A 22,879-nucleotide genomic window follows, 5' to 3' on the forward strand; every position below is an offset into this window, starting at 1 on the left:
GGGCTGCCGTGACAGGTCAATCAGTCAGTGCCGTACTTCGGCGACCGTGGCCCATACAGCAGGCCTGCCGGATGTCCGGCCGACAGCAGTCGATTGCTGGCCACACCGGCAATCGGGTAGCCGGCATCGGTGGAGCTGTTGACGATCTGTTTTACCGCAGCAGTGATCAGCGCGCCGATCAGGCCGCCGCCACTGTTGTTGCCGCCCTCTTCGCTCGACGCCCGGGCTGCACCGGTCCACAAAGTGGCGCCGGTTTTCAGGTCCACCAGTTTGGCGCTGGCGGTCACTGCGGTTTCGCTGCTGATCACCATGTAGCGCGTGCCGTACTCGCTGACGGTGATGTACAGCGCCGCGTCGGCACCGAAGATTTCGTGCAGTTTGTTGACCGGCGCCTGATGGATGTCATCCGGCGTGGTCAGGCCGTTCTGGCGGAACGTCTCGTCGACCAGGGTAATCGGCAGCACGTAGTAACCGGCCTCGGCCAGCGGGAACGTCACTTGCGACAACAGGCTGTAGGACGCCTTGACGTCCGGCGAGGTGTTCAGCGGCGGCAGCACCAGAATGGACTTCGGACGCGCTTGCTTGTACGCCGAATAGTCCACGGTTTTCGGTGCGACGCAGCCACCCAGAACGGTCAGCGCCAGGCCGGCGGCCAGCAGTTTCAAGGCACGGGAGATCATTTGGCGTCTCCGGTCTTGGCGTTCTTGAGCAAGAAGTCCATGTAGGTGCCGGACTCGGGGAACAGAGTCTTCTCGGTGCGCAATTGCTGCACCATCTGATCGTCCTTGCCCATGCTCAGGTACAGCAGACCGAGGTGTGCGTGGTAACCCGGCGGTACGGGCTTGCCACTGGCGCGGATTTTTTGCAGATCGGCTTCCAGCGCTTCGGCCTGGGCCTCTTTCGGCGTTTCGCTTTTGAAGTATTCGTAGACTTGTGGCTGGTAGCCTTCCCACTGGTACAGGGTTTGCGGGCTGCTGCAACCGGCCAGCAAGGCGCTGGCGGTCAGGGCCATCAGCGACCGAGACAGGGACAGATTCATGGTGTGTTGCTCCTTGCGATGGGCGTCTATCAGTTGCCCGGTTTCCAGGCGCCGGCGTTCATGGCATCGACCAGGCGATTGATCGCCTCGCGCATGGCAAGATCGAGGACTTTGCCGTTGAGGGTGGAGTCGTAGGCAGCAGTGCCGCCAAAGCCGATGATTTCGCGGTTGGACAAGGCGTATTCGCCGGCGCCCTGGGTCGAATACACCACTTCGGAAGTGCTGATGTTGACGATGTTCAGGTTGACCTTGGCGTAGGCGACCTGGGTCTTGCCACGGCCGAGAATACCGAACAGCTGATGATCGCCGGTCTCTTTGCGGCCGAACTCGGTGACGTCACCGGTGACCACGTAATCGGCGCCTTTCAGACGCTGGGCCTGGCCCTTGATCGCCGCCTCCTGCTGGATCTCGCCCATGTTGTCGCGGTCGAGCACGGAAAAACGGTTGGTCTGCTGCAGGTGAGTGATCAGGATGGTCTTGGCCTGGCCGCCGAGACGGTCGACGCCGTCGGAGAAGATCCCGCGCATGTAGCTCGAACGGTTGTCGAATTTGCCCACGGCCATCGGGATACGGACACCGGTCCAGGCCTGAGTGGCGCTTTCCACCTTGGCCACCGGCAGTGCGCGGGAGCTTTCGGTGGCGCAGCCGGAAAGCGAGCCGGCCAGGGTGCCGAGGACGGCAATCGCAACGCCCGAGACCAACATCCGGGAGATCATTCTCACTGTGCATTCCTTCTGAAAAATGATGTGTCCCGGCACGGCAAAAATCGTGGGGGATCGGGAAAGGGCCGGCATTATGCCAAAGTGCCATCAGTGAGGACAGGTTTTTTTGACGCCAGTGAATTGGCTTTCGAATCAGCAGTTTTGTCAGTGGAAATCGCGGCTTTGCACCCGAATCCCGTTGAGCAACGGGCTGAGATCGCTCAAGCGTCCGGCAATCAAGTGCCGCACCTCGCCTTCGCGCTCCCAGCGACCATCGACCTTGAGTAATTGTGAGCCCACCAGCACCTGACGCTGGCGCTCGGCCAGATCACGCCAGACCACCACGTTGACGTTGCCGAACTCGTCTTCCAGGGTCACGAAGGTCACGCCGCTGGCAGTGGCCGGGCGCTGGCGTCCGGTCACCAGCCCTGCGACGCTGACCGGCCGGCCGTGTTCGACCTCCAGCAACTCCCGGGAGCTGCGACAGCGCCGCGCACGCAACTCATCGCGCAACAGCGTCAGCGGATGCGGCCCCAGTGTGGTGCCCAGGGTGGCGTAGTCGGTGAACAGGTCCTCGCTGACACTCGGCGTCGGCAGCAGCACATCCGGCTCCTCCTGACTCGGCAACCCGGCAAACAACCCGAGCTGTTTCTGCACCCCGGCCACCTCCCAGCGCGCCCGATGGCGGTGGCCGGCCAGCCCACGTAACGCTCCAGAATCCGCCAGCAACGCCTGGGCCCGGCTGTCGAGGCCGGCGCGTTCGCCCAGATCGGCGACATCGGCAAACGCGCCCCTCGCCCGAGCCTTTTCAATGCACCGGGCATCTTCCTCGCGAAAGCCTTTGATCATCCGCAACCCCATACGAATGGCCGGTTGCTCGCCGGTGATCGGCTCCAGGCTGCAATCCCAGTCACTGGCGCGCACGTCTACCGGGCGGATTTGCAAATGATGGCGGCGTGCATCCTGGAGAATCTGATCCGGGCTGTAGAAACCCATCGGCCAGCTGTTGATCAGCGCACAGGCGAACGCCGCCGGTTCATGGCATTTGAGCCAGCAACTGGCATAGGTCAGCAAGGCAAAACTGGCGGCGTGGGACTCGGGGAAACCGTAACTGCCGAAACCCTTGATCTGCTCGAAAATCTGCGCGGCGAATTCCGGGCTGTAGCCGTTTTTCTTCATGCCGGCGGCCAGCCGTTCCTTGTGCGGTTCCAGCCCGCCGTGGCGTTTCCACGCGGCCATGGAGCGGCGCAACTGGTCGGCCTCGCCGGGGCTGTAATCGGCGGCGACGATGGCGATCTGCATCACCTGTTCCTGAAACAGCGGCACGCCAAGGGTGCGTTTGAGCACCACTTCCAATTCCGGTGACGGATAGGTTTCCTTTTCCTCCTTGTTTCGCCGGCGCAGGTATGGATGCACCATCCCGCCCTGGATCGGCCCCGGCCGGACGATGGCCACTTCAATCACCAGATCGTAGAAGTTTTGCGGGCGCAGACGCGGCAGCATCGACATCTGCGCCCGGGATTCAATCTGGAACACGCCGATGGTGTCGGCGCGGCTGATCATGTCGTAGGTCGGGCGGTCGTCAGGCGGGATCGTGGCCAGGCTCAGATTCTGGTTGCGATGACGGCGCAGCAGGTCGAAACAGCGGCGAATCGCACTGAGCATGCCGAGGGCAAGGATATCCACCTTGAGCAGCCCGACCGCATCGAGGTCATCCTTGTCCCACTGAATGATGGTGCGGTCTGCCATCGCGGCGTTTTCCACCGGCACCAGGGTGTCCAGCGGTTGCTCGGAAATCACGAAACCACCGGGGTGCTGCGACAGGTGCCGGGGGAAGCCGATCAGTTGCCCGGTCAGGCTCAGCACCCGGTGCAGGATCGGGCTGTCCGGGTCGAAGCCGTTTTCGCGCAGGCGTTCCACGGGCGGTGTTTCATCGCTCCAGTGGCCGCAGCAATCGGCCAGCGCGTTGATCTGGTCTGGCGGCAAACCGAGGGCCTTGGCCACATCGCGTACCGCACCGGCAGCGTGATAGGTGCTGACCACCGCCGTCAGCGCCGCACGACGGCGGCCATAACGACGAAACACGTATTGCAGGACTTCTTCTCGGCGTTCGTGCTCGAAATCCACGTCGATGTCCGGCGGCTCGTTGCGCTCCCTCGACATGAAGCGCTCGAACAGCAGCGTGGTGCGATCCGGGTCGATCTCGGTGATGCCCAGAGCAAAACAAACCGCCGAGTTGGCCGCCGAACCCCGGCCCTGGCAAAGGATTTTCTGCTGCCGGGCGAAGCGCACCACGTCGTGCACGGTGAGGAAGTAGCTTTCGTAGCCAAGTTCGGCGATCAGCTTCAGTTCCTTGTTGATCTGCCTCAGCACCTTGAAGGGCGCGCCGTTTTCCCAGCGCCAGGCGATGCCCTGTTTAGTCAACTGTCGCAGCCAGGAACGACCCGAGTGTCCATCGGGCACCAGCTCTTTCGGATACTGATAACGCAATTGGCTTAAATCGAACGTGCAGCGCCGGGCCAGTTTCACCGATTCGTCCAGCAAGGCCTGCGGATACAACTCGCTCAACACATCAAGGCTGCGCAAGTGCCGCTCGCCATTGGGGTGCAGGCGCATCCCCGCTTCGGCCACCGGAACGTGATGGCGGATCGCGGTCATGGTGTCCTGCAAGGCCCGGCGGCCACGGGCGTGCATGTGCACATCGCCGCTGGCCACGGCTGGAATTTGCAGTTCATCCGCCAGACTCAGCAGTGCGGCCAGCCGTTGCTGATCGTTCTGCCCGCGATGCAACTGCACGGCCAGCCACAGCCGTTCACCGAAGGTCTGCTTCAGCCAGCGGCCCTCTTCCACGTCATCGACCGTATCCGGCACCCACAGCACCAGCAATCCCGGCAATGGCTCGCTGAAGTCCTCGCGCAGCACTTGATACTGGCCTTTCTGCGTGCGCCTTCGGGCCTGAGTGATCAAGCCGCACAGCGCCTGATAACCCTCGATGCTTTCTACCAGCAGCACCAGTTTCGGGCCGTTTTCGATACGGATTTCGCTACCGATGATCAGCGGCAGCTCCACGGATTTTGCCGCCTGCCAGGCACGGACGATCCCGGCGAGGGTGCACTCATCGGTGATCGCCAACGCCTGATAGCCGTGTTTTTTCGCGCGCTGAAACAGCTCCAGCGCACTGGACGCACCGCGCTGAAAACTGAAATTCGACAGGCAGTGCAGCTCGGCATAACCCTGGTTCACGCGAACCAGCCCTGCAGCCACAACGGACCGCCCTCACCCACTGCCCGGTACGCCCAGCCTTGCTGGCCGGCGCGGTTCTGGATCAGGTAATAGTCGCGGCGCACGTCGTCACCGTCCCACCAGCCGGACTCGATCCGTTCCGGGCCCATGAGGATGCGCGCCGAACCTTCGGGTACTGACTGCGGCTCACTCAGCAACCAGCCCGGACGCTGCACGCCGGGTAATGCAGCACAAGGCTGCTTGTCATCGGCGTTCTGCCACGCGCACTCAGGTCGGTGATCGGCCTGGAAGCGCAGGCCCTGGACCGCCTCATCCCCCAGCCGTGCGCGCAAGCGTTCACGCAGTTGCTCCCAGGGCAAGGTCTGCTGCGGACGGTCGTCGAACAGTTCCTGAAACTGCGGCACGAAACTCGGCAGATCCTCGGCGCGCAGACGAAAACCGCGCACCGGGGCCTCGACCTGCACCTGCTCCAGTCGGCCACGGGCCAGTTCGAAGAGCATCGCCGGGTCGCGTTCGGCGCTGAGCAGACCGACCTTGATCAATGTGTCCGGCAACCCGGCGTGTTCCAGGTGCAGATCGAAGCGCTGCACGCCGCTGTCGCGCCCGCACAAGAACGCCGACAGATCGGACGTCAGGCGGCGCAATGGAAACAGCAGCGCCTGATGGGATTGCACGTCGAAATTGAGTTCGATGCGCACATCGAAACGGTCCGGCGGCAGGTAGAACGCCAGCGCCAGCGGCCGTGCGCCGAACAGCGTGTCCAGATGCTTGAGCATCGGCGCCTCGAAACGCCGGGCCAGGGCCTGACGCGGCAGGTTCTGCACCTGATGAAGGTTGCGCAGGCCCATGCGCGACAGCGCCGTGGCCACGCTCGGTTCAAGCCCAATACGATCGACCGGCAGTTGCCCGAGGTGATGGCGCAAGGCTTCACCGTCGGGCACCACCAATCCGTCGTAGGCGTTGGCCAGTATTCGCGCCGCTACCGGGTTGGGCGCGGCGACGATGCGGTGACGAAAACCCAGCTCCGTCAGTTCCGTGCGTAATCGCGCCTCGAACTGCGTCCAGGAACCGAACAGCCCGAGGCTCGATTCGATTTCGAACACCACGGTGCGCGGGTAATGCACGCTGACCTGGGCGCTGAAACGATAGGCCCAGGCGGCGAGAAACTGCTGCCAGTGCTCGACCTCAGCCGCGTCGTAATCGACGGTGGTGAACCCTTTGCTCATGGCCTGCGCGGCGGTCATCGATTGCCCGGGACGCAAGCCCAGTGCCCGCGCCGCCGGGTTGACCGCTTGCAGCACCCGGCGCTGGGCCGGGCCGCTGAGCAGCGCCAACGGTTGTTCGGGATCGGGGCGCTGACGCAGCACGGCATCGAGGGCCAATTGCGGGAACAGAATGCAAACCCAGCGCATGGCGACCTCAATGCCCCACGGCGAAGGCGATCGGTGCGCTGCGCGCCAGACCGCCCCGGCACTTGAGCACGCGCAATTGCGCCGGGCGGGCATCGATGGCAATGCGCAGCGCGGCCGGCGACGGGTTGACCGCTTCGCTCAATGGCCGCCACGCGAACGCCAGGGTCTGGCCGGTTTCCGCCGCCACCTGCAAACGGCGCAAGGCGCGGTCATCGGCCTTGTGCGGCCAGCACAGCACCGCGCCACAACTGCCCGAACGCAGGCATTGTTCCGCCGCCCACAAGGCATCACGTTCGCTGGCCTGGATCACCGACAACTGGCGCAGATCGACTCCGGCATTGGCCCACGCCTGCGGGTACGGCACGAATGGCGGCGCCACCAGCACGATGCGCTCGCCCGCCGCCGACAGACGCGCCAACGTCGGCCACACCAGTTGCAGTTCGCCAACGCCGGGCCCGGCCAGGAGGATTTCACTCAGCGCCGCTTCCGGCCAGCCGCCACTGGGCAAGGCCGCATCCAGCGCCGCGTGCCCGGTGGGTTGCGGGCTGGTGGTGGGTGGCGCAGGCCGGCCCTTCCAGATCTGGCCGCCATTGAACAGCGTATCCAGCGCAACGACGGCACCCATCAGCCTTGCCTCACCAGACCGCAGAACACCCCTTCGATGGCCAGGTCCTGATCGTCACGCACCACAATCGGCTGGTACGCCGGGTTGCGGGGCAACAGGCGAACCTCATCGCCGACCCGCTCGAAGCGTTTGATGGTGACCTCGCCGTCGAGCCGCGCCACCACGATCTGGCCGTTGAGCGCCTCGGAGTTGCGGCGTACGCCGACCAGATCGCCGTCGAGAATGCCGTCCTCGATCATCGAGTCGCCCTGCACCCGCAGCATGTAGTCGGGCGTGCGGGAGAACAGTGCGGGGTCGAGCATCAGCCGATTGTGCAGGTCGGCATCGGCGCCGATGGGCGCACCGGCAGCTACCCGGCCGAGTACCGGGACTTCGAGCAGTTCCGGCCGCGCCGGCTGCCCGAGCAGGCGAATGCCCCGGGCCTGATGCGGGTTGACCTCGATAAACCCGGCTTCGGTGAGCGCCAGCACATGCTTGCGCGCCACGCTGCGGGAGGCAAAACCAAAAGCCTCGCTGATTTCAGCGAGGCTTGGGGGCTGACCGTGTTCGGCGATACGTTCGCGGATAAAGGTCAGGATGGCGGTACGGCGGGGAGTCAGATTTGTCATGGAGTACATTTGTACTCTTGCGGGAATTTCCTGACAAGCACCGCCAGTCAGCTCAAACCACGCTCCGCCAGAAACTCTGCGATGTAGTCGATAAACGCCATAACCTTGGCCGTCGCCCGCCGATGGCTCGGGTACACCGCCAGAATGTGCGGGCCAAAGCTGTCCGGGTCGATCTCGTAATCGGCCATGACCCGCACCAGTCGCCCGTCGGCGATGTACGGCGCGGCGCTCCACAGCGGCGTGTGCAACAAGCCGCGCCCGGCCAAAGCGCTGGCCAGCAGCAAATCGTAATTGTCACTGCGCAACAGCGGCGCCGCCGGTTGCGCCAGGCTCAGGCGCTGGCCGTCGCGTTCGGCCCACCAGAATTCGCGGCTGAGCAACGGATGCCGGTACAGCAGCCACTCATGCTGGTCGAGGGTTTGAGGCGTCACCGGCAAGCCCTTGCGCGCCAGGTATTCGGGGCTTCCGCAAAGTGCCAGACGATTGCTGCCAACCACCCGGGCAATCAGCCCCGGCAAATCATCGTGCCCTTCGCGCAGCGCCAGGTCGTAGCCGCTTTCCAGCAGATTGACGAATTCATCGCACAAATCCACTTGCAGGCTGATCTGCGGGTATTGCTGCAAAAAGCCGTCGCACACCTGATCGAGAAACGCCCGCCCGTAAGCCAGCGGCGCAGTGATTTTCAGGCTGCCGCGCAGGCCGTGCTGCAACTGCTCGATTTCCTCGCCGGCCTCGTCCAGCCGTTGCAGCACCTGGCGTGCGGTTTCCAGATAGAGCCGGCCGATTTCAGTCAGCAGTATCCGCCGCGTGCTGCGCTCGAACAGCCGCGCGCCGAGCTCGGATTCCAGATGGTTGACCGCTTTGGTCAGGGCCGACGGGGTCTTGCCCAGTTGCTCGGCAGCGCGGCTGAAACTGCCGAGCTGCGCGGTGACCACAAACATTTTCAGTGCACCCAGCTTGTCCATGCTTTTTCCATTCAGGCAAAAACGTTTTTCGTGAGGGAGGCGTTCTGTCGGGCGTTGGCAGCCACTAATCTGGCCATCAGACGCAATAACAAGGAAATGTTCAATGAAAAGATTCATCCCGCATTTCGCAAAAAATGTGCTGATCGCCGCTGTGAGTTTTGCCTCGATGGAAGCCATGGCCGCTACCGATCTGGTGCTGCTCAATGGCAAGATTTTCACCGCCGACCGCGCTCAACCGCAGGTTCAGGCGCTGGCCGTGGAGAACGGCAAGGTGTTGAAAGTCGGCACCGATGCACAGATCAAAGCCATGATCGAACCCGGCACCCAAGTGATCGACCTTCAAGGCAAGGCCATGATGCCCGGCTTGATCGACAGCCATTCCCACGCGATTTTCGGCGGGCTGGAAATGGTCTCGGCCAACATGGAAGACGATGTGATCGGTCTGGATGAACTGGAAAAACGCCTGCGCGACTGGCGTGACGACGGCAAGGCCCGGCATGGCGATGTGTTGAGCGTGGCCGGAATGAGTTCGGCGTACTGGGCCAAGGCTGAGGCCCTAGGCAAGATCTTCAACCACGGCGAATGGGCCGACGTGCCGGTGGTGTTCACCGGCAGCGATCATCACACCGCATGGGCCAACAACGTGATGCTCAAGCGTGCGGGCATCGACGCCGCGCTGCTCAAAAACCTGCCGGAAGCGGAAAAAGACACCATCGGCAAACTGCCCAGCGGTGAGCCGAACGGCTTTGTGGTCGATGCCGGTTGGGATCGCGTCGCCTCGAAAATGCCGGTGCCGAGCCCGGCCGACCTGCTCAAGGCTGCGCAATCGGCGGTGCGTTTCAACAACAGCCTCGGCATCACCGCGTGGATGGACCCCGCCGCCAACGCCGCGCCTGGCGAACCGGTGTTCGCCCTCAAGCCCACCGAGAAAACCGTCGGCGTGTTGCCGGCCTACAAGGCCCTGTCGGAACGCGGCGGCATGACCGCCCACGTCGCCGCACTGCTGGTGGCCAACCCGAAAAGCGTGCCGGCCGATCTCGATACCCTCGACAAGGTTCGCCGGCAGTTTCAGGGCATCCCCAACCTGACCCTGCCGGGGATCAAGATCTTCGCTGACGGTGTGATCGAATACCCGGCCCAGAGCGCGGCGATGATCGATCCCTACAGCAACTCGCACAAACAGGGCGAACTGCTGATCGATCCACAGCACTTCGGCGAACTGGTCAGCGCCATCGACCAGCGCGGTTGGCTGGTGCACATCCACGCCATCGGTGACCGCGCCGTGCGTGAATCACTGAACGGCATCGCCCAGGCACGCAAGGATCGACAAAGCGGCGTGACGCACTCGATCACCCACCTGCAAATGGTCAATCCCAAGGAATTCGCCCGCTTCAAGCCGCTGAACGTGATTGCCTCGATGCAACTGCTGTGGGCCAGCGCCGACGACTACACCACCGACATGATCAAGCCTTACGTCAGCGCCCTCGCCTTCCGCTATCAATACCCGGCACATTCGCTGCTCAAGCAGGGCGCGACGATTGCTGGCGCCAGCGACTGGCCGGTGTCCTCGCCGAATCCGTGGAACGCCATGGCCCAGGCCATCACCCGCACCGGGCCGTTGGGCGTGCTCAACGCCGACGAACGCCTGGACCGCGAAACCATGTTCTACGCCTACACCGTCAACGCCGCGCGCACCATCGGCCTGGAGCAACAAATCGGCTCGCTGAGCCCGGGCAAGCAGGCCGATTTCATCGTGCTCGATCGCGACGTGTTCAGCGTCGACGACAAGGCCCTGCATGACACCCAGGTCCTGCAAACCTGGTTCGCCGGCCGTCAGGTCTACGCCCCTACCCTCTAATAACAATCGCTGTATCCCCTGCCCGCCCCCGCGCCAGCCGCCGGGGTTCGGCGCAGCCTTGCCCGCTTCCTGCCCATAACAATCACAACATCGGGACTTCACATGAAAGCCATGCCCCTGCTCGCCCTCACATCCTTGAGCCTGCTGCCTTTAAGCAGCCACGCGATTCCCTTGAACGATGATTTTGCGGTGCTGGTCGACCTGACTCTGGCCAGCGACTACCGCACCCGCGGCATCTCCCAGACCCAGAACGATCCGGCGGTGCAGGCCGGTTTGACCCTGGCCCACAGCAGCGGCCTGTACCTCGGCGCGTGGAGTTCGAACGTTGATTTCGGCGGTGGCCTGAAAACCCGTCAGGAAGTTGATTACTACGCCGGCTGGCTGTGGCAGGCGACCGAAGCCGTGAGTCTGGATCTGGGCTACATCAAATACGCGTATCCCAAGGAGAGCCAGTTCAACCAGAGCGAGGTGTACTCGATTCTCAGCGCCTACGGCGTGAAACTCGCGGCGTACTACTCCAGTGATGCGCCAGGCATCGACAGCAAACAGAGTTCGCTCTACAGCTACATCGGCTATGAAACCGAATTGCCGTTGGATTCCGGGCTGAAGCTGCGCTACGGCAACATGGACTTCAAGGACCCGCATCTGTACTCGGCGTCCGGACATGGCGAAGAATCCTACCGGGAGTGGGAAGTCAAACTGACCCACAACCTGGCCGGCATGGTGCTGGGCCTGAGCTACATCGACACCGACCTGTCGCAGAGCCAGTGCCTGAGCAACTGGGGCTTCAAGGATGTGTGCACGGCGACGGTGGTGGCCAGCATCAGCAAATCCTTCTGAGCCACGGTTGAATGCGGCGAACCTACGGTGTCAGTTGCGCCAGGAACTGCCATGGATAGATCCCGCGTTGATGGCCGTCGCTGAACACCAGTTGCAGGCCGTAACCCTGCGGGTTGAGTTCGATTACACGCACTCGATCATCCACTAGCGGAGCCGAGCCCCGCAGGCGGAACGCCCGGCATTGCGAGCACGGGCACTGGCGGCGCAGTTCGGCATGGTCAAGCAGCTGCTCGCGGCCATCCGGCCAGCTCAGCCGCAACCGGTGCTCACTTTGGGAGTTGCCGATCGCCAGCGGATTCATTGCAACTGACTCAAGGCAATTCGCACCGCTTTGCGCACTTCCGGGTCGCCGTCGTCCTGCGCGGCCTGCAACGCGGCCACGGCGCCGCGATCATTCAACTCGCCCAGCGCCAGCGCAGCTTCCTTGCGCAGGTTGCTGATGCGATGACCGAGGGTGTCGATCAGGGCGTCGAGTGCCGGCACGTAACGCAAACGGCCAAGGCTGCGGGTTGCGCGCAGACGAACCTGCCAGTAATCGTCGCTTAAGGCTTCGATCAGAGCCGGCCCGGCGTCGGTGTGGCCGACCTTGCCGAGCGTTGTCGCGGCTTCTTCGCGCACTTGCCAGGCGTCGTCCTGCAAGGCCTGACTCAAGGCGGGCAGCACATCTGCGCCACTCGCCAGGCCCAAGGCGCCGGTAGCGGCGCGGCGTACTTCGGTGTCTGGGTCAGCACTGGCCAAGCGTGCCAGCGCCGGCAAGGCATCCAGCTGTTTGAGCCAGCCGAGCACACCAACGGCTTCGCGACGCACACTCGCATCAGCATCGTTCAACGCCTGAATCGCGGCAGGCGCGGCGCCGGGGAAACGCAATTCGCGCAAGGCCCGAAACGCGGCAATTCGCACGCTGGTTTCGGCATGAGCGGTCCACGGCAAAATCACCCTTCCCGCCGCTTCGGTCTTGAGCAGGCTCAGGCTCTGCGCCGCAGCAGCCTGCACCGCCGGCGACGGATCCGTCAGCGCCTGACACAGCGCTTCAACCACCGGTTCGTCTTCCCAGGCTTCCAATAGACGCGCTGCTTCGGCACGCACCTCTTCGGCAGGGTCTTCGGCCAACCGCTCAACCAGCCAGAGCAAGCCATCCGGCTCTTCAAGGTCGGCCAGATCGATCAGGGCAATCCGGCGCACTCCGGCGTCATCAGCGGTCAGTCGCGGTTGCAGGGCGAGAATGTCTTCGTTATCGGTCACAGCAAAAAATGAGGTCACAGGGCAAATCTCGGCAAGGCGTTTTCAGGAGGCAAACCGAGCGGGTTCAGGCGCGGCAGCGGTCGGTCGTTGTCATGGCGCAGCAGATCGAGGCAGTGGCGCTTGAGGCGCGAGAACGCGTGGCTGGTCACCAGTTCGGTGGTGCGTGGCCGTGGGAAGTCCAGGCGCAGGTCTTCGATGATCCGCCCCGGCCGTGCGCTCATCACCAGCAAGCGGTCGGCGAGGAACAGCGCTTCGTCGATGTCATGGGTGACGAACACCACGGTGGTGCGAATCCGCGTCCAGATGTCCAGCAACAGTTCCTGCATGTTCAGGCGGGTCAACGCGTCCAGCGCACCGAAGGGTTCGTCCATCAGCAACAGCCGTGGCCGGTTGACCAGCACCCGGGCGATTTCTACCCGTTGCTGCATGCCGCCGGAGAGCTGATCCGGCCAGCGTTCGGCGAATCCTTCGAGGCCAACCAGTTTGAGGATGTCATCGGCGGCACGATGGCGTTCGCTTTTACCGATGCCACGCATCTTCAGGCCGAAAGCGACGTTGTCACGCACCGTGCGCCACGGGAACAGGGTGTGATGCTGGAACACCATGCCGCGCTGCGGTGACGGGCCGGACACTTCGGCGCCGTCGACTTTCAACTGCCCGCCGTGAGGTTGCAGATGCCCGGCCAGCGCGCCGAGCAAAGTCGATTTGCCGCAACCGGACGGCCCGAGAATGCACACGAACTGGCCCGGCTCGATCTGGCAATCCAGCCCCTGCACCGCTTCGAACGCGTGCCGGCCCTCGCCGAGGACGATGGATAACTGGCGGATGTCGATCCGCCCTTCCGGGGCTTGCATCACGCTCATCAGGCTTTTCCTCGTGGTCGGTGCCAGGGCGTGAACAGACCGCCAAGGCGTTTGATCAGCAGGCTGCTGCCCATGCCCAACACGCCGATCAGCAACATGCCGACCACGATGTCGGCGTAGTTCTGAATCGTGTAGGACTCCCAGGTGTAGTAACCGATGCCGAACTGGCCGGAGATCATTTCGGCGGTCACCAGACAGAACCACGACGTGCCCATGCCGATGGCGAGGCCCGTGATGATGCTGGGCGCGGCGCCCGGCAGGATCACTTCCAGCAGGATCGCCCGGCGCCCGGCCCCGAGGCTTTTGGCCGAGGCAATCAGGCGCGGGTCGACGCCTTCGACACCGTGCACGGTGTTGAGCAGGATCGGGAACAGCGCACCGGTGAAGGTGATGAACACCATCGACAATTCCGACGACGGGAACATCAGAATGGCCAGTGGAATCCACGCCACGGCCGGGATTGGACGCAGCACTTCCAGTGGCGGCAGCAGCAGGTCTTCAGCCCATTTTGAACGGCCGATGGCCAGGCCCAGGGCGATGCCTATGATCAGCGCTGCGAGGTAACCGGCGAAGACCCGGCCGAGGCTCGCGCTAAGGTGCTGGATGAGCTTGCCGGAGTCGCCCAGGCCCAATGCGGCTTCGATCACGGCCAATGGGGTCGGAACGTTGGCGAAGGTGACCAGGCCGAGGTTCCAGTGGTGGCTGGCGGCTAGTTGCCAGAAGAGCAGGCAGAGCAGCAGCGAGGCTGCTCTTGATATCCAGCGTTTTTTTGAGATTTTCATGATTAGCGACTGGCCACGGCCTGCGCGGTGGCATCGGTGAAATCAAACACCTTGCCTCCCTGTTCCGACGCAAATTGCTGCGCCTGCCCCTTCAACAAAAACGCGCTGAGGTGCCCCTTCCCATCACTGGCAAACCACGCCTGCTCCGCCAGCAACTTGATCCCGCTGTCACTCGCCTGGGCATACACCGCCCGGATGTTCTTGCCTTCCGACTTCAGGCCGGCCAACGCCGTGAACGCCTCTTCAGCCGAGGAATAACGCCGGACCTTGTCCTCACCGCGCACCCAGATTTCGGCGACATGGCTGAAATCCGAAATGGCCTTTCCGGTCACCGCATCGACAGACTTCAACGGCGTCTGCGCGTAATTGGCCAGTTGCGCGGTGTAATCCAGATTCGAGGCCTTGAACGCCGCGCGGATGTACTGATCGTCGATAAAGGTATTCAGATCGAGCCCGCGATCGGCCTTCTTCAGCAGCTTCAGCGTGTCGATGGCGGTGCCCACGGCCTGGCGATATTCCGGTTTCCAGCTCAGGTCACGGGTCTGCACGCCGAGCGGGCCGTGGAACAGGTAATTGACCTCGGCATCGACACCGGTGACCTTGGCGATCAGTTCGCTGTACTTCTCCGGTTCGGCGGCCAGCAGCTGATTGGCTTCGATGCTTGCGCGCAAATAGGCGACAACGATTTCCGGGTACTTTTTCGCGTAGGCCTGATCCACCAGCGCACCGTGGAAGGTCGGCGCATTGGCCTGGGCGCCGTCGTAGATCTTGCGGGCGAAACCACGGCTCGGGAACAGTTCGGCGAACGGCACAAAGTCAGCGTGGGCGTCGATCTTGCCGGCCTGCAACGCGGAACCTGCGACCTCCGGCGGCTGGGCGATGATGTTCACATCCTTGAGCGGATCCCAACCCTGCTCCGCCACAGCGCGCAGCAACATGCCGTGGGCGGTGGAGGCGAACGGTACGGAAATGGTCTTGCTCTTGAGTTCGCTCAAAGACTGAACGCCCGACGCGCTCGGCACCACGATGCCGTTGCCGCTGCCCTTGATGCTGCCCGACAACACGCTGATGAACAGGCTGTGTTTGCCGGCGGTTTCGAACGCCACGCCGTTGAACGCACCGGGGAAATCGGCCATGGCGCCGAAGTCGAGTTTGCCGGCGACCATCTCGTTGGTAAGTGGTGCGCCGCTGGTGAAGTTCTTCCACTGTACGTCGTACTTGGCGTCCTTGTAGGCGCCGTCGTGAGGCAGGTATTTGTCGAGCAGGCCCAGCTCGCGAATCAACAGCCCGCCGGCGGCGCAGTTGATGGTGGTGTCCTGGGTTCCGATGGCGATGCGGATGGTTTCGGCCGAAGCAGACAAGGTGAACGAAGCCAGTACCAGACCGGCGATTGCTGCACGCAACATGGTTGAATCCCCTCGAATCATTTATAGGATGTTCGTCTCCGCCGCGATCAGGGCGCGGTGGGAAACGAGGGGTGTCTTGAAGCAGGCGTCCGGTGTTGCCGGATAGCGTTTTAGCGAAGCAGATACGGGATTTCGACTTTCACCGCGCCGGTCGGGCAGTCCTTTTCGCAGGGCATGCAGTACCAGCACTCATCGAAAGCCATGTAGGCCTTTTGCGTGGCCGGGTTGATCGCCAGCAGGTCCATCGGGCAAACGTCGACGCACACGGTGCAGCCCTTTTCGGCGATGCATTTGTCCTCGTCCACGGTGACGGGAGCATTGGAGCGGAAGAAGATTTCCTGGGCTTGATAGGCCATGGTCCGGACTCTCTCTAGTGATGCTTCAAGCGGCGAAAGCGCCGACCCGAAGTCGGTCGTAAGCCTGCATTTCCTCGGCATCGAGGGGGATGATGTAAGGCTCGACGGCTTTCTTGAAACTGATCATGCGCCCGTCTTCGCCCTTCTTCAGGTGGCAGTGGCAGAACCATTCGCGGTCGTCCCGTTGCGGGTGATCGACGCGGTAGTGGTACAGGCCCCAGCGGCTTTCGGCGCGGAACAGCGAGGCGCGCGCAGCCATTTCGGCGCAGTCGCGGATCACGCTGGTTTCCATGGCGCGCATCAGTTCGTGGGCGTTGTTGGCCTTCATCTCGTTGAGATCGCGTTCGATGTCGCTGAAGCGTTGCAGGCCGATCTCCATCTTCTTCGTCACTTTCGGCGGTTGCAGGTAGTCGTTGACGAAGCGCCGCAGCTTGTACTCGACCTGGGCCGGCGGCAGACCGTGCTCGCGGTCCAGTGGTGCGTAGACCCGGGTCTTTTCCTTCTCGATCTGCTCGACATCCAAAGCGGAGAACTCGCGCCCGGCGACAAAGTCCGCTGCGTTATGTCCGGCGAACCAGCCGTAGGTGAACGCGCCGAGCATGTAGTTGTGCGGCACGGCGGCCATGTCACCGGCCGAGTACAAACCTTTCACCGACGTTTCCGCCCGTTCGTTGACCCACACCCCGGACGCCGAGTGGCCGCTGCAAAAACCGATTTCCGAGATGTGCATCTCGACCATCTGCGTGCGGTAATCGGTGCCGCGATTGGCGTGGAACTGGCCGCGGCTCGGGCGCTCGTTGCTGTGGAGGATTTCCTCGATGTTCTGGATGGTTTCCTCGGCCAGGTGATCGAGTTTGAGGAATACCGGACCGTTACCGCTTTCCAGCTCCTGGTGGAACTCCCACATCATCTGCCCGCTCCAGTAGTCGCATTCGATGAAGCGTTCGCCCTTGTTGTTGGCGGTGTAGCCACCGAGCGGGCCAGTGACGTAGGCGCAGGCCGGGCCGTTGTAGTCCTTGATCAGCGGGTTGATCTGAAAGCACTCGAGGTTCGCCAGCTCGGCCCCGGCGTGGTACGCCATCGCATAGCCGTCGCCGGCATTGGTCGGGTTTTCATAGGTGCCCATCAGGTAACCCGAGGACGGCAGACCGAGTCGCCCGGCCGCGCCGCAAGCGAGGATCACCGCCTTGGCCTTGATCACATGGAAGTCGGCGGTGCGGCAGTCAAACCCCATCACGCCGTTGACGGCGCCCTCCTCGTCGGTCAGCAAACGGGTGCAGACCAGTCGGTTGGTGATGCTCACCCGCGCCCGTTTTAACTGCCGATACAGAACTTTCTTGATGTCGTGCCCTTCCGGCATCGGCAGCACGTAGGCGCCCATGTGGTGGACTTTCTTCACCGCGTAATCGCCGGTTTCGTCCTTCTCGAACTTCACACCCCAGCGGTCGAGCTGTTCGATGGTTTCGAAACTGTGGGTCGCGTAGGCGTACACCGCCGCCTGATTGACGATGCCGTCGTTGGCAATGGTGATTTCCTTGGTGTACTGCTCCGGCGTCGAGTGACCGGGAATGATTGCGTTGTTCAGGCCGTCCATGCCCATGCTGATCGCGCCGCTGCGCTTGACGTTGGCCTTGTCGACCAACAACACGCGCAGTTCCTTGTTCTTTTCCTTGGCCTTGATCGCGGCCATCGGGCCGGCGGTGCCGCCGCCTATCACGACGATGTCGTATTCCTGTTCGAGAGTATTGCGGGTCATGTTCAGGCCCCTTTTTGCCGGTCGATCCGCAGGCGGTACTGGAACGCATCGCCACGGTAGTAAAGGTGTTCGAAGTCCAGCGGCTGGCCGTTGGCGTCGTGGGTCAGGCGCTCGATGCGCATGATCGGCGAGCCGGCCTCGACGTTCAGCGCCTGGGTCAGGTCGCTGTCGGCCAGCACCGCGTCGATGGCCAGATCGGCGTGGCCGAGAGCAATGCCGCAGTCGTTTTCGAGGATCAGGAAGATGTCGCGGGTGACCAGATCGGCCTTCTCCAACCGCTCGCCTATGGCTTTGGGCAGGTAGGTGATTTCCAGCGAGATCGGCTCGCGGTTGATCAGGCGCACGCGTTTGATCTGCGCGACGATTTCGCCTTCGGCAACCTGCAAACGCTCGGCGACCAGTTTGTCGGCGGCGATGAATTTGAAACTGCGCAGGCGGTTGATCACCTCATAGCCACGACCGGTCATGGACTCGGCGAGGCCTTGCAAGGTGCTGACATTCTGGAAGGTCTTGGGTTTGGCGACGAAGGTGCCTTTGCCATGGATCTTGAAGATCAGCCCTTCTTTCTGCAGATCGCCCAGGGCCTGGCGCACGGTGATGCGGCTGACCTTGAACAGCGTGCCGAGCTCGCTTTCAGACGGCATCTGGCTGTCTTGCGGGTATTCGCCGTCGAGAATGCGGGCGCGCAGCACGTCGCGCAGTTGGGTGTGCAACGGGACACTGCCCAGAGAGAGAACGTTATCGGTCATCACGAGATCACTTGTTATAACGAGTTATGACGTGATCTTAGAGACGTTATGACAAGCTTGAGAAATACCGAATCAGCATAAGGTTAGATGCGCCTTCAGTGGCGCTTGAGGATTTGATCCATGACCCAATCGGTCTTCAGGGCCTCTGCCCCTGTCGCCGGATGCAGTGATTCGCCGCGAATCTGCGCGTTCATGCCCAGCACGTGGTGCCACTGGATGTGTTCGTGATGGGGGATTTCCAGGCTGATGCCCTCATCGGCGCGCAGCTCGACCGGATGCTCGTCGAACACCGAAAAGCCGATCCGCCCTTGGCTGCCGATGATCTCGACCCGATCCTCACGGCGATCCGCGACAAAACTCCAGCAGCCCATGCCGAGCGCGCCCGAGGCAAACCGCCAACTGGCGCTGACCGCATCTTCCGCCGCGTACAACCCGGCCTGACGCGCCGTGAACCCGGCCACCTCGACAATATCGCCGAGCAGGTACTGGAACAGGTCAAAACCATGGCTGGCCAGATCCGCGAAATAGCCGCCACCGGCCACCGCCGGATCGGTGCGCCAGTTGGCGCTGCCATCCAGATCCCTGGGCGACGGCGCCTTGGTCAGCGTCCAGCTCAGGTGCCGGACTTCCCCTATGCGACCCTGTTCCAGCCATTGCCGCACCTGCTGGAAACGCGGCAACGAACGGCGGTAATAGGAGACGAACAAGTGCAGACCGGCATCGGCAAACACTTGCTGCATCTCGCGGCTTTGCCTGGCGTTGAGGGCCATGGGTTTTTCCACGCAGCAATGCTTGCCGGCGGCGGCGACTTTCAGGCTGTAAGCGTGGTGGCTGTCGGGTGGCGTGGCGATATACACCGCGTCCACCTCGGGGTCATTGATCAGGGCATCGACGTCGGTGTAAGTCCGGGCGATGCCGTGACGCGCGGCGTAATCGGACACGGCTTCGAGGCGTCGCCCCATCACCGCCACCAACGCCGAGCCGGGGGCTTTGTAGAAGGCCGGCCCGCTCTTGCGTTCGGCGACACTGCCGCAACCGATCATGCCCCAGCGCACCACTTTCATCGTCACGCCTTAGCCGATGCGCAACGCGCGCAGGTCGAGGTGGCCGTTTTGCAGCGGCGGGCACCAGTAGTAGCCACCGGTGATCGGCCGGCTGATGCGGTACAGACCGTCGGTGATGCCGTCTTCCAGACCGCTCATGCGGCGCAGTTGCGCTTCGAAGGCATCGAGGGAGAAACCGAACGCCAGGAACATCAGGCCGGCGCGGTCGCCTTCGATCCACGGCATCGAACGGCGCACGACGAAGGCCTCCGGGGCGAAGCTTTCCTGGGCGGTACGCTTGACGTGGGCGGACACCGGCGCGTCGTCGATCTCTTCGTTGTCGCTCAGGCGACGGCCCATGATGTTGTCCTTGTCTTCGGCGGACAGTGCATGGAAACCCTTGAGGTCGTGCTGCCATTGCTGGATCGCAGCAAAGCTGCCACCGACCAGACCGTCCGCGCCTTCACTTTGCAGTGCGGCGGCGATGGCGGCTTCGTCATGCGGGTTTTCGGTGCCGTCTTCATAACCGGTGAGGTCATGGCCGTCCTTGTGGCGGAAGGCTTCCTGCATCTGCACCAGACGCAACGCCGGGGCCAGCGCGGCCTCAAGTGCGTTGCTGCGGTTGAGCAGCTCGCCGCGGTCGACACCGTGCAGCCAGACCCACAGGGCGTGCTGGGTCGACGGGTTTTCCACGCCAACGCCGGTCAGCGCCGGAAAGCTGCGCAGGCCATCGATGTTCACATTCAGGGCCTTGACCAAGGATTCACCGAAACCGACTACCGCCGACTTGCCGTCCACCAGGTTCAGCAGGTTGTCGATCGCCTGCGGCAGCGCTTCAACCGACTCGAGGGCGAAAAACAGGTGACGTGCTTGCGGCGGAACTGGGGTGGCGAGAATGCCCGGCTGGTAGTAACTCATGTCGACTCCTTGGAAAGAGCGCGGAGTTTAACTGTAGCCGGAGGATTTGTGTGGGATCAGATGACGCACTCGCTGCGCCACGCACTCGGGCTCTTCCCTGTCCAGCGCTTGAACGCGCGGCGAAAACTGCGCACGTCGCTGTAGCCGACTTCCTCGGTAATACGCTCGATCGGCATGTCGGGATTGGCCAGCAGGCTCATGGTTCGCGCCTGGCGCACTTGCTCCAGCAACGCTTCGAAGGTCAGTGAGTGTTCGGTCAGCCGCCGGCGCAAGGTGCGGCTGCTCATGTTCAGGTCGCCGGCGATCTTTTCGATGTGGCTGCCCCGGCTCAGGTCCCGGGCAATGGCGCGTTCCACGGCCTGAATCAGATCGAGCTTCTGATGCACCTGCGCCGCTTCCAGCTCCAGCAATTTGACTGCCTGACGCAACGCCAGCGAATGGTGATTGGGCAGGTTCACATCCAGCCATTGCACGTCGATCAGCATGCGGTTGTGCAGACAGCCGAAGCGCACGTCCGGCCCCAGCAGGCGCCGGTATTCATCGACGTAATCCGGCGCGGCATGCACAAACTCCACGGCAATCGGCTTGAACGTCTCACCCACCAGCGCCCGACCGTAGACCAGCAGGCTGGCGTAAAACTCTTCGACGGCGAATATCTGCACCTCAGCGAACGGCAAGCGGCACTCCACGTCGACGTACACCTGCTCGCCCACCACATCCACGCTGATCACCACGATCCCGCCTGACGTGTGTTGATGGCGAATCCCCAGTTCGAACGCATCGCGCAAGTTTTTGCACAGCGACAGCACGTGCCCGAGCAACCCCAGGGTGCCGAGCACGTTCTGCGCACCGACCCACAGGCCCAACCCCTGATTGGGCAAGGCCTTGAGCGCCCGCTGGATCATGGCCACGGCCTGGCGATAGGAAATCCGCTGCGACGGATCCTGCAGATCCTCGACGTCAAAGCCCAAGCCACGGCACAGGCTTTGCGGCTCCAGGCCCTTGCTGGCGGCGACTTCGGCCAGGGTCTGCAGCAGAAATGGCGACACCAGCGCCAAATCGAAGGTGGGGTCTTGGAGTTTTGCGTTCATGGGGGCTGACATTCCGGATCACGCTGAATTGTTATTTTTGTTACCGGTTATGTCGAAGGAAGTTAGCACAGGGTTGACGAAGTGTCCGCAGAAGCCCCCTTCCGTGTCCGCCAATACCCTGCCCCGTCGTGCGCCAAGGGCTTATTTCTATAGTGGCCGGGCGCCCTGCGTGCCGGCGTTGCGCCCAAACACAATAATAATGAGGACGGACATGACCCCGAACCGCGCGACATTCCCTGTACGACTGGCGCTGAGCCTGCTCGGCTGCGCCGCGACCCTGCCGGCGCTGGCCACCGAAGCCGGCGTCGACAACATCGGCCCCGGCACCGACGGATTCTTCATGCTGCCGCTGGAAGTCGACAGCCTTCCCGAGAACATGGTCGCCTTCAATCTTTACTACAACCACTACAAATCGACGAAGCTCAACATCAGTTCGCTGGGCGGCGAGGTGCCAAACGTCGAGATCGAATCCACGGCCGTGATCCCGCGTCTCGACTACCTGAGCCCGGTGCGGATTTTCGGCGGACGTCTGGCCGGTTACATCGCCCAGCCGTGGCTCAAGCAGGAAGTCTCGGTGTTCGGCTTGAGCGACACCCGCGAAGGCATGGGCGATACCACCATCGCGCCAATCATCCTGTGGGACATGGGCAAGAACCTGACTCTCGGCGCCGCCGTGGAAATCACCGTGCCCACCGGCGAGTACAGCGTCGACCGCCTGGCCAACACCAGCAACAATTTCTACACCTACAAACCGCTGTTTTCCTTCACCTGGCTGCCGACCGAGCGCACCGAGGTGTCGATGAAAACCACCTACAGCTTCAACGAGAAAAACAAGGACACCGACTACAAGTCCGGGCAGATCTTCCACTTCGATTACTCGGCCAGCTACAAGATCACCGACGACCTGATGCTCGGCGTCAACGGCTACTACCTCAAGCAGACCACCGACGACAAACAGTTCGGCCACACCGTGCAGTTCGCCGGCGAAGACGTGAACGACGGCGTACGCGGCAAAGTATTTGCCATCGGCCCGGCGCTGCACTTCACCTTCCTCAAGTACGCCAGCGCCGAGATTCGCTGGGCCAAGGAGTTCGACGTGGAGAACCGGCCAGAGGGGGAAATGCTATGGGCGAAGGTGAGTATTCCGTATGCGTTCTGAGTGCATTTGTAGGAAAGCGTGCGCGGATTTGTGGGCTGAGAACCTGAAAAACTGAGAGCGGGAATAGGCCTACAGCGGTGATCGAGATTGCCGGACAACGGAGGGAAACGTCCGGCAGATTTAACGGGGGGGCTTGCAGATACTGGGCTTCGTTATCCCATGGTTCCTCTAGGGCTCATGGGGTACATCGTCTGCCAGTGACGACAATGGGCCATTCCCCCTT

Annotated in this window: 22 protein-coding genes; 3 read left to right on the forward strand and 19 right to left on the reverse strand. The window is 62.7% G+C overall.

Going from position 1 to position 22,879, the window contains the following annotated elements:
- Positions 1–20 precede the first annotated feature (20 nt).
- The 8 genes from CAF87_RS06615 to CAF87_RS06650 all read right to left on the reverse strand — a co-directional run bounded on the left by CAF87_RS06615 (position 21) and on the right by CAF87_RS06650 (position 8,593).
- Positions 21–680, reverse strand: a complete 660-nt coding sequence (locus CAF87_RS06615; protein ID WP_085710127.1) for a DUF799 domain-containing protein — start codon at positions 678–680, stop codon at positions 21–23.
- Positions 677–1,039 carry a DUF4810 domain-containing protein gene (locus CAF87_RS06620; protein ID WP_085710128.1) on the reverse strand — a complete coding sequence of 121 codons (363 nt, stop codon included), beginning with the start codon at positions 1,037–1,039 and terminating at the stop codon, positions 677–679. The genes CAF87_RS06615 and CAF87_RS06620 overlap by 4 nt, the downstream gene beginning before the upstream one ends.
- 29 nt (positions 1,040–1,068) lie before the next feature.
- On the reverse strand, positions 1,069–1,755 hold the full coding sequence (locus CAF87_RS06625; RefSeq protein WP_170929572.1) for a CsgG/HfaB family protein: 687 nt from the start codon (positions 1,753–1,755) through the stop codon (positions 1,069–1,071).
- Between the two features lie 150 nt (positions 1,756–1,905).
- A complete protein-coding gene (locus CAF87_RS06630) occupies positions 1,906–5,004 on the reverse strand; it encodes an error-prone DNA polymerase (RefSeq protein ID WP_218189718.1) in 3,099 nt (1,032 codons plus the stop codon).
- Positions 4,980–6,395: a DNA polymerase Y family protein gene (locus CAF87_RS06635; protein ID WP_085730716.1), complete on the reverse strand. Its 1,416-nt coding sequence runs from the start codon at positions 6,393–6,395 to the stop codon at positions 4,980–4,982. Before CAF87_RS06635 ends, CAF87_RS06630 begins: the two co-directional genes overlap by 25 nt.
- A gap of 7 nt (positions 6,396–6,402) precedes the next feature.
- The gene (imuA, locus tag CAF87_RS06640; RefSeq protein ID WP_085730715.1) at positions 6,403–7,020 is read right to left on the reverse strand and encodes a translesion DNA synthesis-associated protein ImuA; all 618 of its coding nucleotides are present in this window, start codon (positions 7,018–7,020) and stop codon (positions 6,403–6,405) included.
- Positions 7,020–7,637: a transcriptional repressor LexA gene (gene lexA / locus CAF87_RS06645; RefSeq protein ID WP_085730714.1), complete on the reverse strand. Its 618-nt coding sequence runs from the start codon at positions 7,635–7,637 to the stop codon at positions 7,020–7,022. The genes imuA and lexA overlap by 1 nt, the downstream gene beginning before the upstream one ends.
- A 38-nt stretch (positions 7,638–7,675) precedes the next feature.
- On the reverse strand, positions 7,676–8,593 hold the full coding sequence (locus tag CAF87_RS06650) for a LysR family transcriptional regulator (RefSeq protein ID WP_085730713.1): 918 nt from the start codon (positions 8,591–8,593) through the stop codon (positions 7,676–7,678).
- Between the two features lie 103 nt (positions 8,594–8,696).
- Between CAF87_RS06650 and CAF87_RS06655 the strand changes: the two genes are divergently transcribed.
- Both CAF87_RS06655 and CAF87_RS06660 read left to right on the forward strand, forming a co-directional pair.
- Complete coding sequence (locus CAF87_RS06655) at positions 8,697–10,451, forward strand: amidohydrolase (protein ID WP_085730712.1); 1,755 nt, start codon at positions 8,697–8,699, stop codon at positions 10,449–10,451.
- Between the two features lie 102 nt (positions 10,452–10,553).
- Positions 10,554–11,291: a TorF family putative porin gene (locus CAF87_RS06660; RefSeq protein ID WP_085730711.1), complete on the forward strand. Its 738-nt coding sequence runs from the start codon at positions 10,554–10,556 to the stop codon at positions 11,289–11,291.
- 22 nt (positions 11,292–11,313) lie between these two features.
- Here the strand turns inward: CAF87_RS06660 and CAF87_RS06665 are convergent, their stop codons facing one another.
- From CAF87_RS06665 to CAF87_RS06715, 11 genes are all read right to left on the reverse strand, one after another.
- Positions 11,314–11,592, reverse strand: a complete 279-nt coding sequence (locus CAF87_RS06665; protein ID WP_085730710.1) for a DUF971 domain-containing protein — start codon at positions 11,590–11,592, stop codon at positions 11,314–11,316.
- Positions 11,589–12,551 (reverse strand): HEAT repeat domain-containing protein, encoded by a 963-nt coding sequence (locus tag CAF87_RS06670; RefSeq protein ID WP_085730709.1) that lies wholly within the window; start codon positions 12,549–12,551, stop codon positions 11,589–11,591. The genes CAF87_RS06665 and CAF87_RS06670 overlap by 4 nt, the downstream gene beginning before the upstream one ends.
- Positions 12,548–13,396, reverse strand: a complete 849-nt coding sequence (locus CAF87_RS06675; protein ID WP_085730708.1) for an ABC transporter ATP-binding protein — start codon at positions 13,394–13,396, stop codon at positions 12,548–12,550. Before CAF87_RS06675 ends, CAF87_RS06670 begins: the two co-directional genes overlap by 4 nt.
- Positions 13,396–14,178 carry an ABC transporter permease gene (locus CAF87_RS06680; RefSeq protein WP_085730707.1) on the reverse strand — a complete coding sequence of 261 codons (783 nt, stop codon included), beginning with the start codon at positions 14,176–14,178 and terminating at the stop codon, positions 13,396–13,398. Before CAF87_RS06680 ends, CAF87_RS06675 begins: the two co-directional genes overlap by 1 nt.
- A gap of 2 nt (positions 14,179–14,180) precedes the next feature.
- Entirely contained in the window at positions 14,181–15,584 is a 1,404-nt protein-coding gene (locus CAF87_RS06685; protein WP_085730706.1) for an ABC transporter substrate-binding protein, read from the reverse strand.
- Between the two features lie 110 nt (positions 15,585–15,694).
- The gene (locus CAF87_RS06690; protein WP_007959413.1) at positions 15,695–15,940 is read right to left on the reverse strand and encodes a ferredoxin family protein; all 246 of its coding nucleotides are present in this window, start codon (positions 15,938–15,940) and stop codon (positions 15,695–15,697) included.
- A 25-nt stretch (positions 15,941–15,965) separates the two neighbouring features.
- Positions 15,966–17,696 carry a fumarate reductase/succinate dehydrogenase flavoprotein subunit gene (locus tag CAF87_RS06695; RefSeq protein WP_085730705.1) on the reverse strand — a complete coding sequence of 577 codons (1,731 nt, stop codon included), beginning with the start codon at positions 17,694–17,696 and terminating at the stop codon, positions 15,966–15,968.
- Positions 17,697–17,698: 2 nt separating this feature from the next.
- A complete protein-coding gene (locus CAF87_RS06700; RefSeq protein WP_085730704.1) occupies positions 17,699–18,445 on the reverse strand; it encodes a GntR family transcriptional regulator in 747 nt (248 codons plus the stop codon).
- Positions 18,446–18,540: 95 nt separating this feature from the next.
- On the reverse strand, positions 18,541–19,509 hold the full coding sequence (locus CAF87_RS06705; RefSeq protein WP_085730703.1) for a Gfo/Idh/MocA family protein: 969 nt from the start codon (positions 19,507–19,509) through the stop codon (positions 18,541–18,543).
- A gap of 9 nt (positions 19,510–19,518) precedes the next feature.
- Complete coding sequence (locus CAF87_RS06710; RefSeq protein ID WP_085730702.1) at positions 19,519–20,406, reverse strand: Dyp-type peroxidase; 888 nt, start codon at positions 20,404–20,406, stop codon at positions 19,519–19,521.
- 56 nt (positions 20,407–20,462) lie between these two features.
- A complete protein-coding gene (locus CAF87_RS06715; RefSeq protein ID WP_085730701.1) occupies positions 20,463–21,497 on the reverse strand; it encodes an AraC family transcriptional regulator in 1,035 nt (344 codons plus the stop codon).
- A 211-nt stretch (positions 21,498–21,708) separates the two neighbouring features.
- Here CAF87_RS06715 and CAF87_RS06720 point away from each other — a divergent pair, with 211 nt between their 5' ends.
- Entirely contained in the window at positions 21,709–22,656 is a 948-nt protein-coding gene (locus tag CAF87_RS06720; RefSeq protein WP_085730700.1) for a transporter, read from the forward strand.
- The last annotated feature ends 223 nt before the right edge of the window (positions 22,657–22,879 follow it).

Source organism: Pseudomonas sp. R38(2017), from assembly GCF_002112395.1.
Lineage (GTDB): Bacteria > Pseudomonadota > Gammaproteobacteria > Pseudomonadales > Pseudomonadaceae > Aquipseudomonas.

What these genes read in the sequence shown, in the direction of transcription:
- CAF87_RS06615 (WP_085710127.1), bottom strand. Translation starts at nt 680, where the DNA reads ATGATCTCCCGTGCCTTGAAACTGCTGGCCGCCGGCCTGGCGCTGACC.
- CAF87_RS06620 (WP_085710128.1), bottom strand. Translation starts at nt 1,039, where the DNA reads ATGAATCTGTCCCTGTCTCGGTCGCTGATGGCCCTGACCGCCAGCGCC.
- CAF87_RS06625 (WP_170929572.1), bottom strand. Translation starts at nt 1,755, where the DNA reads ATGATCTCCCGGATGTTGGTCTCGGGCGTTGCGATTGCCGTCCTCGGC.
- CAF87_RS06635 (WP_085730716.1), bottom strand. Translation starts at nt 6,395, where the DNA reads ATGCGCTGGGTTTGCATTCTGTTCCCGCAATTGGCCCTCGATGCCGTG.
- imuA (WP_085730715.1), bottom strand. Translation starts at nt 7,020, where the DNA reads ATGGGTGCCGTCGTTGCGCTGGATACGCTGTTCAATGGCGGCCAGATC.
- lexA (WP_085730714.1), bottom strand. Translation starts at nt 7,637, where the DNA reads ATGTACTCCATGACAAATCTGACTCCCCGCCGTACCGCCATCCTGACC.
- CAF87_RS06650 (WP_085730713.1), bottom strand. Translation starts at nt 8,593, where the DNA reads ATGGACAAGCTGGGTGCACTGAAAATGTTTGTGGTCACCGCGCAGCTC.
- CAF87_RS06655 (WP_085730712.1), top strand. Translation starts at nt 8,697, where the DNA reads ATGAAAAGATTCATCCCGCATTTCGCAAAAAATGTGCTGATCGCCGCT.
- CAF87_RS06660 (WP_085730711.1), top strand. Translation starts at nt 10,554, where the DNA reads ATGAAAGCCATGCCCCTGCTCGCCCTCACATCCTTGAGCCTGCTGCCT.
- CAF87_RS06665 (WP_085730710.1), bottom strand. Translation starts at nt 11,592, where the DNA reads ATGAATCCGCTGGCGATCGGCAACTCCCAAAGTGAGCACCGGTTGCGG.
- CAF87_RS06675 (WP_085730708.1), bottom strand. Translation starts at nt 13,396, where the DNA reads ATGAGCGTGATGCAAGCCCCGGAAGGGCGGATCGACATCCGCCAGTTA.
- CAF87_RS06680 (WP_085730707.1), bottom strand. Translation starts at nt 14,178, where the DNA reads ATGAAAATCTCAAAAAAACGCTGGATATCAAGAGCAGCCTCGCTGCTG.
- CAF87_RS06685 (WP_085730706.1), bottom strand. Translation starts at nt 15,584, where the DNA reads ATGTTGCGTGCAGCAATCGCCGGTCTGGTACTGGCTTCGTTCACCTTG.
- CAF87_RS06690 (WP_007959413.1), bottom strand. Translation starts at nt 15,940, where the DNA reads ATGGCCTATCAAGCCCAGGAAATCTTCTTCCGCTCCAATGCTCCCGTC.
- CAF87_RS06695 (WP_085730705.1), bottom strand. Translation starts at nt 17,696, where the DNA reads ATGACCCGCAATACTCTCGAACAGGAATACGACATCGTCGTGATAGGC.
- CAF87_RS06700 (WP_085730704.1), bottom strand. Translation starts at nt 18,445, where the DNA reads ATGACCGATAACGTTCTCTCTCTGGGCAGTGTCCCGTTGCACACCCAA.
- CAF87_RS06705 (WP_085730703.1), bottom strand. Translation starts at nt 19,509, where the DNA reads ATGAAAGTGGTGCGCTGGGGCATGATCGGTTGCGGCAGTGTCGCCGAA.
- CAF87_RS06710 (WP_085730702.1), bottom strand. Translation starts at nt 20,406, where the DNA reads ATGAGTTACTACCAGCCGGGCATTCTCGCCACCCCAGTTCCGCCGCAA.
- CAF87_RS06715 (WP_085730701.1), bottom strand. Translation starts at nt 21,497, where the DNA reads ATGAACGCAAAACTCCAAGACCCCACCTTCGATTTGGCGCTGGTGTCG.
- CAF87_RS06720 (WP_085730700.1), top strand. Translation starts at nt 21,709, where the DNA reads ATGACCCCGAACCGCGCGACATTCCCTGTACGACTGGCGCTGAGCCTG.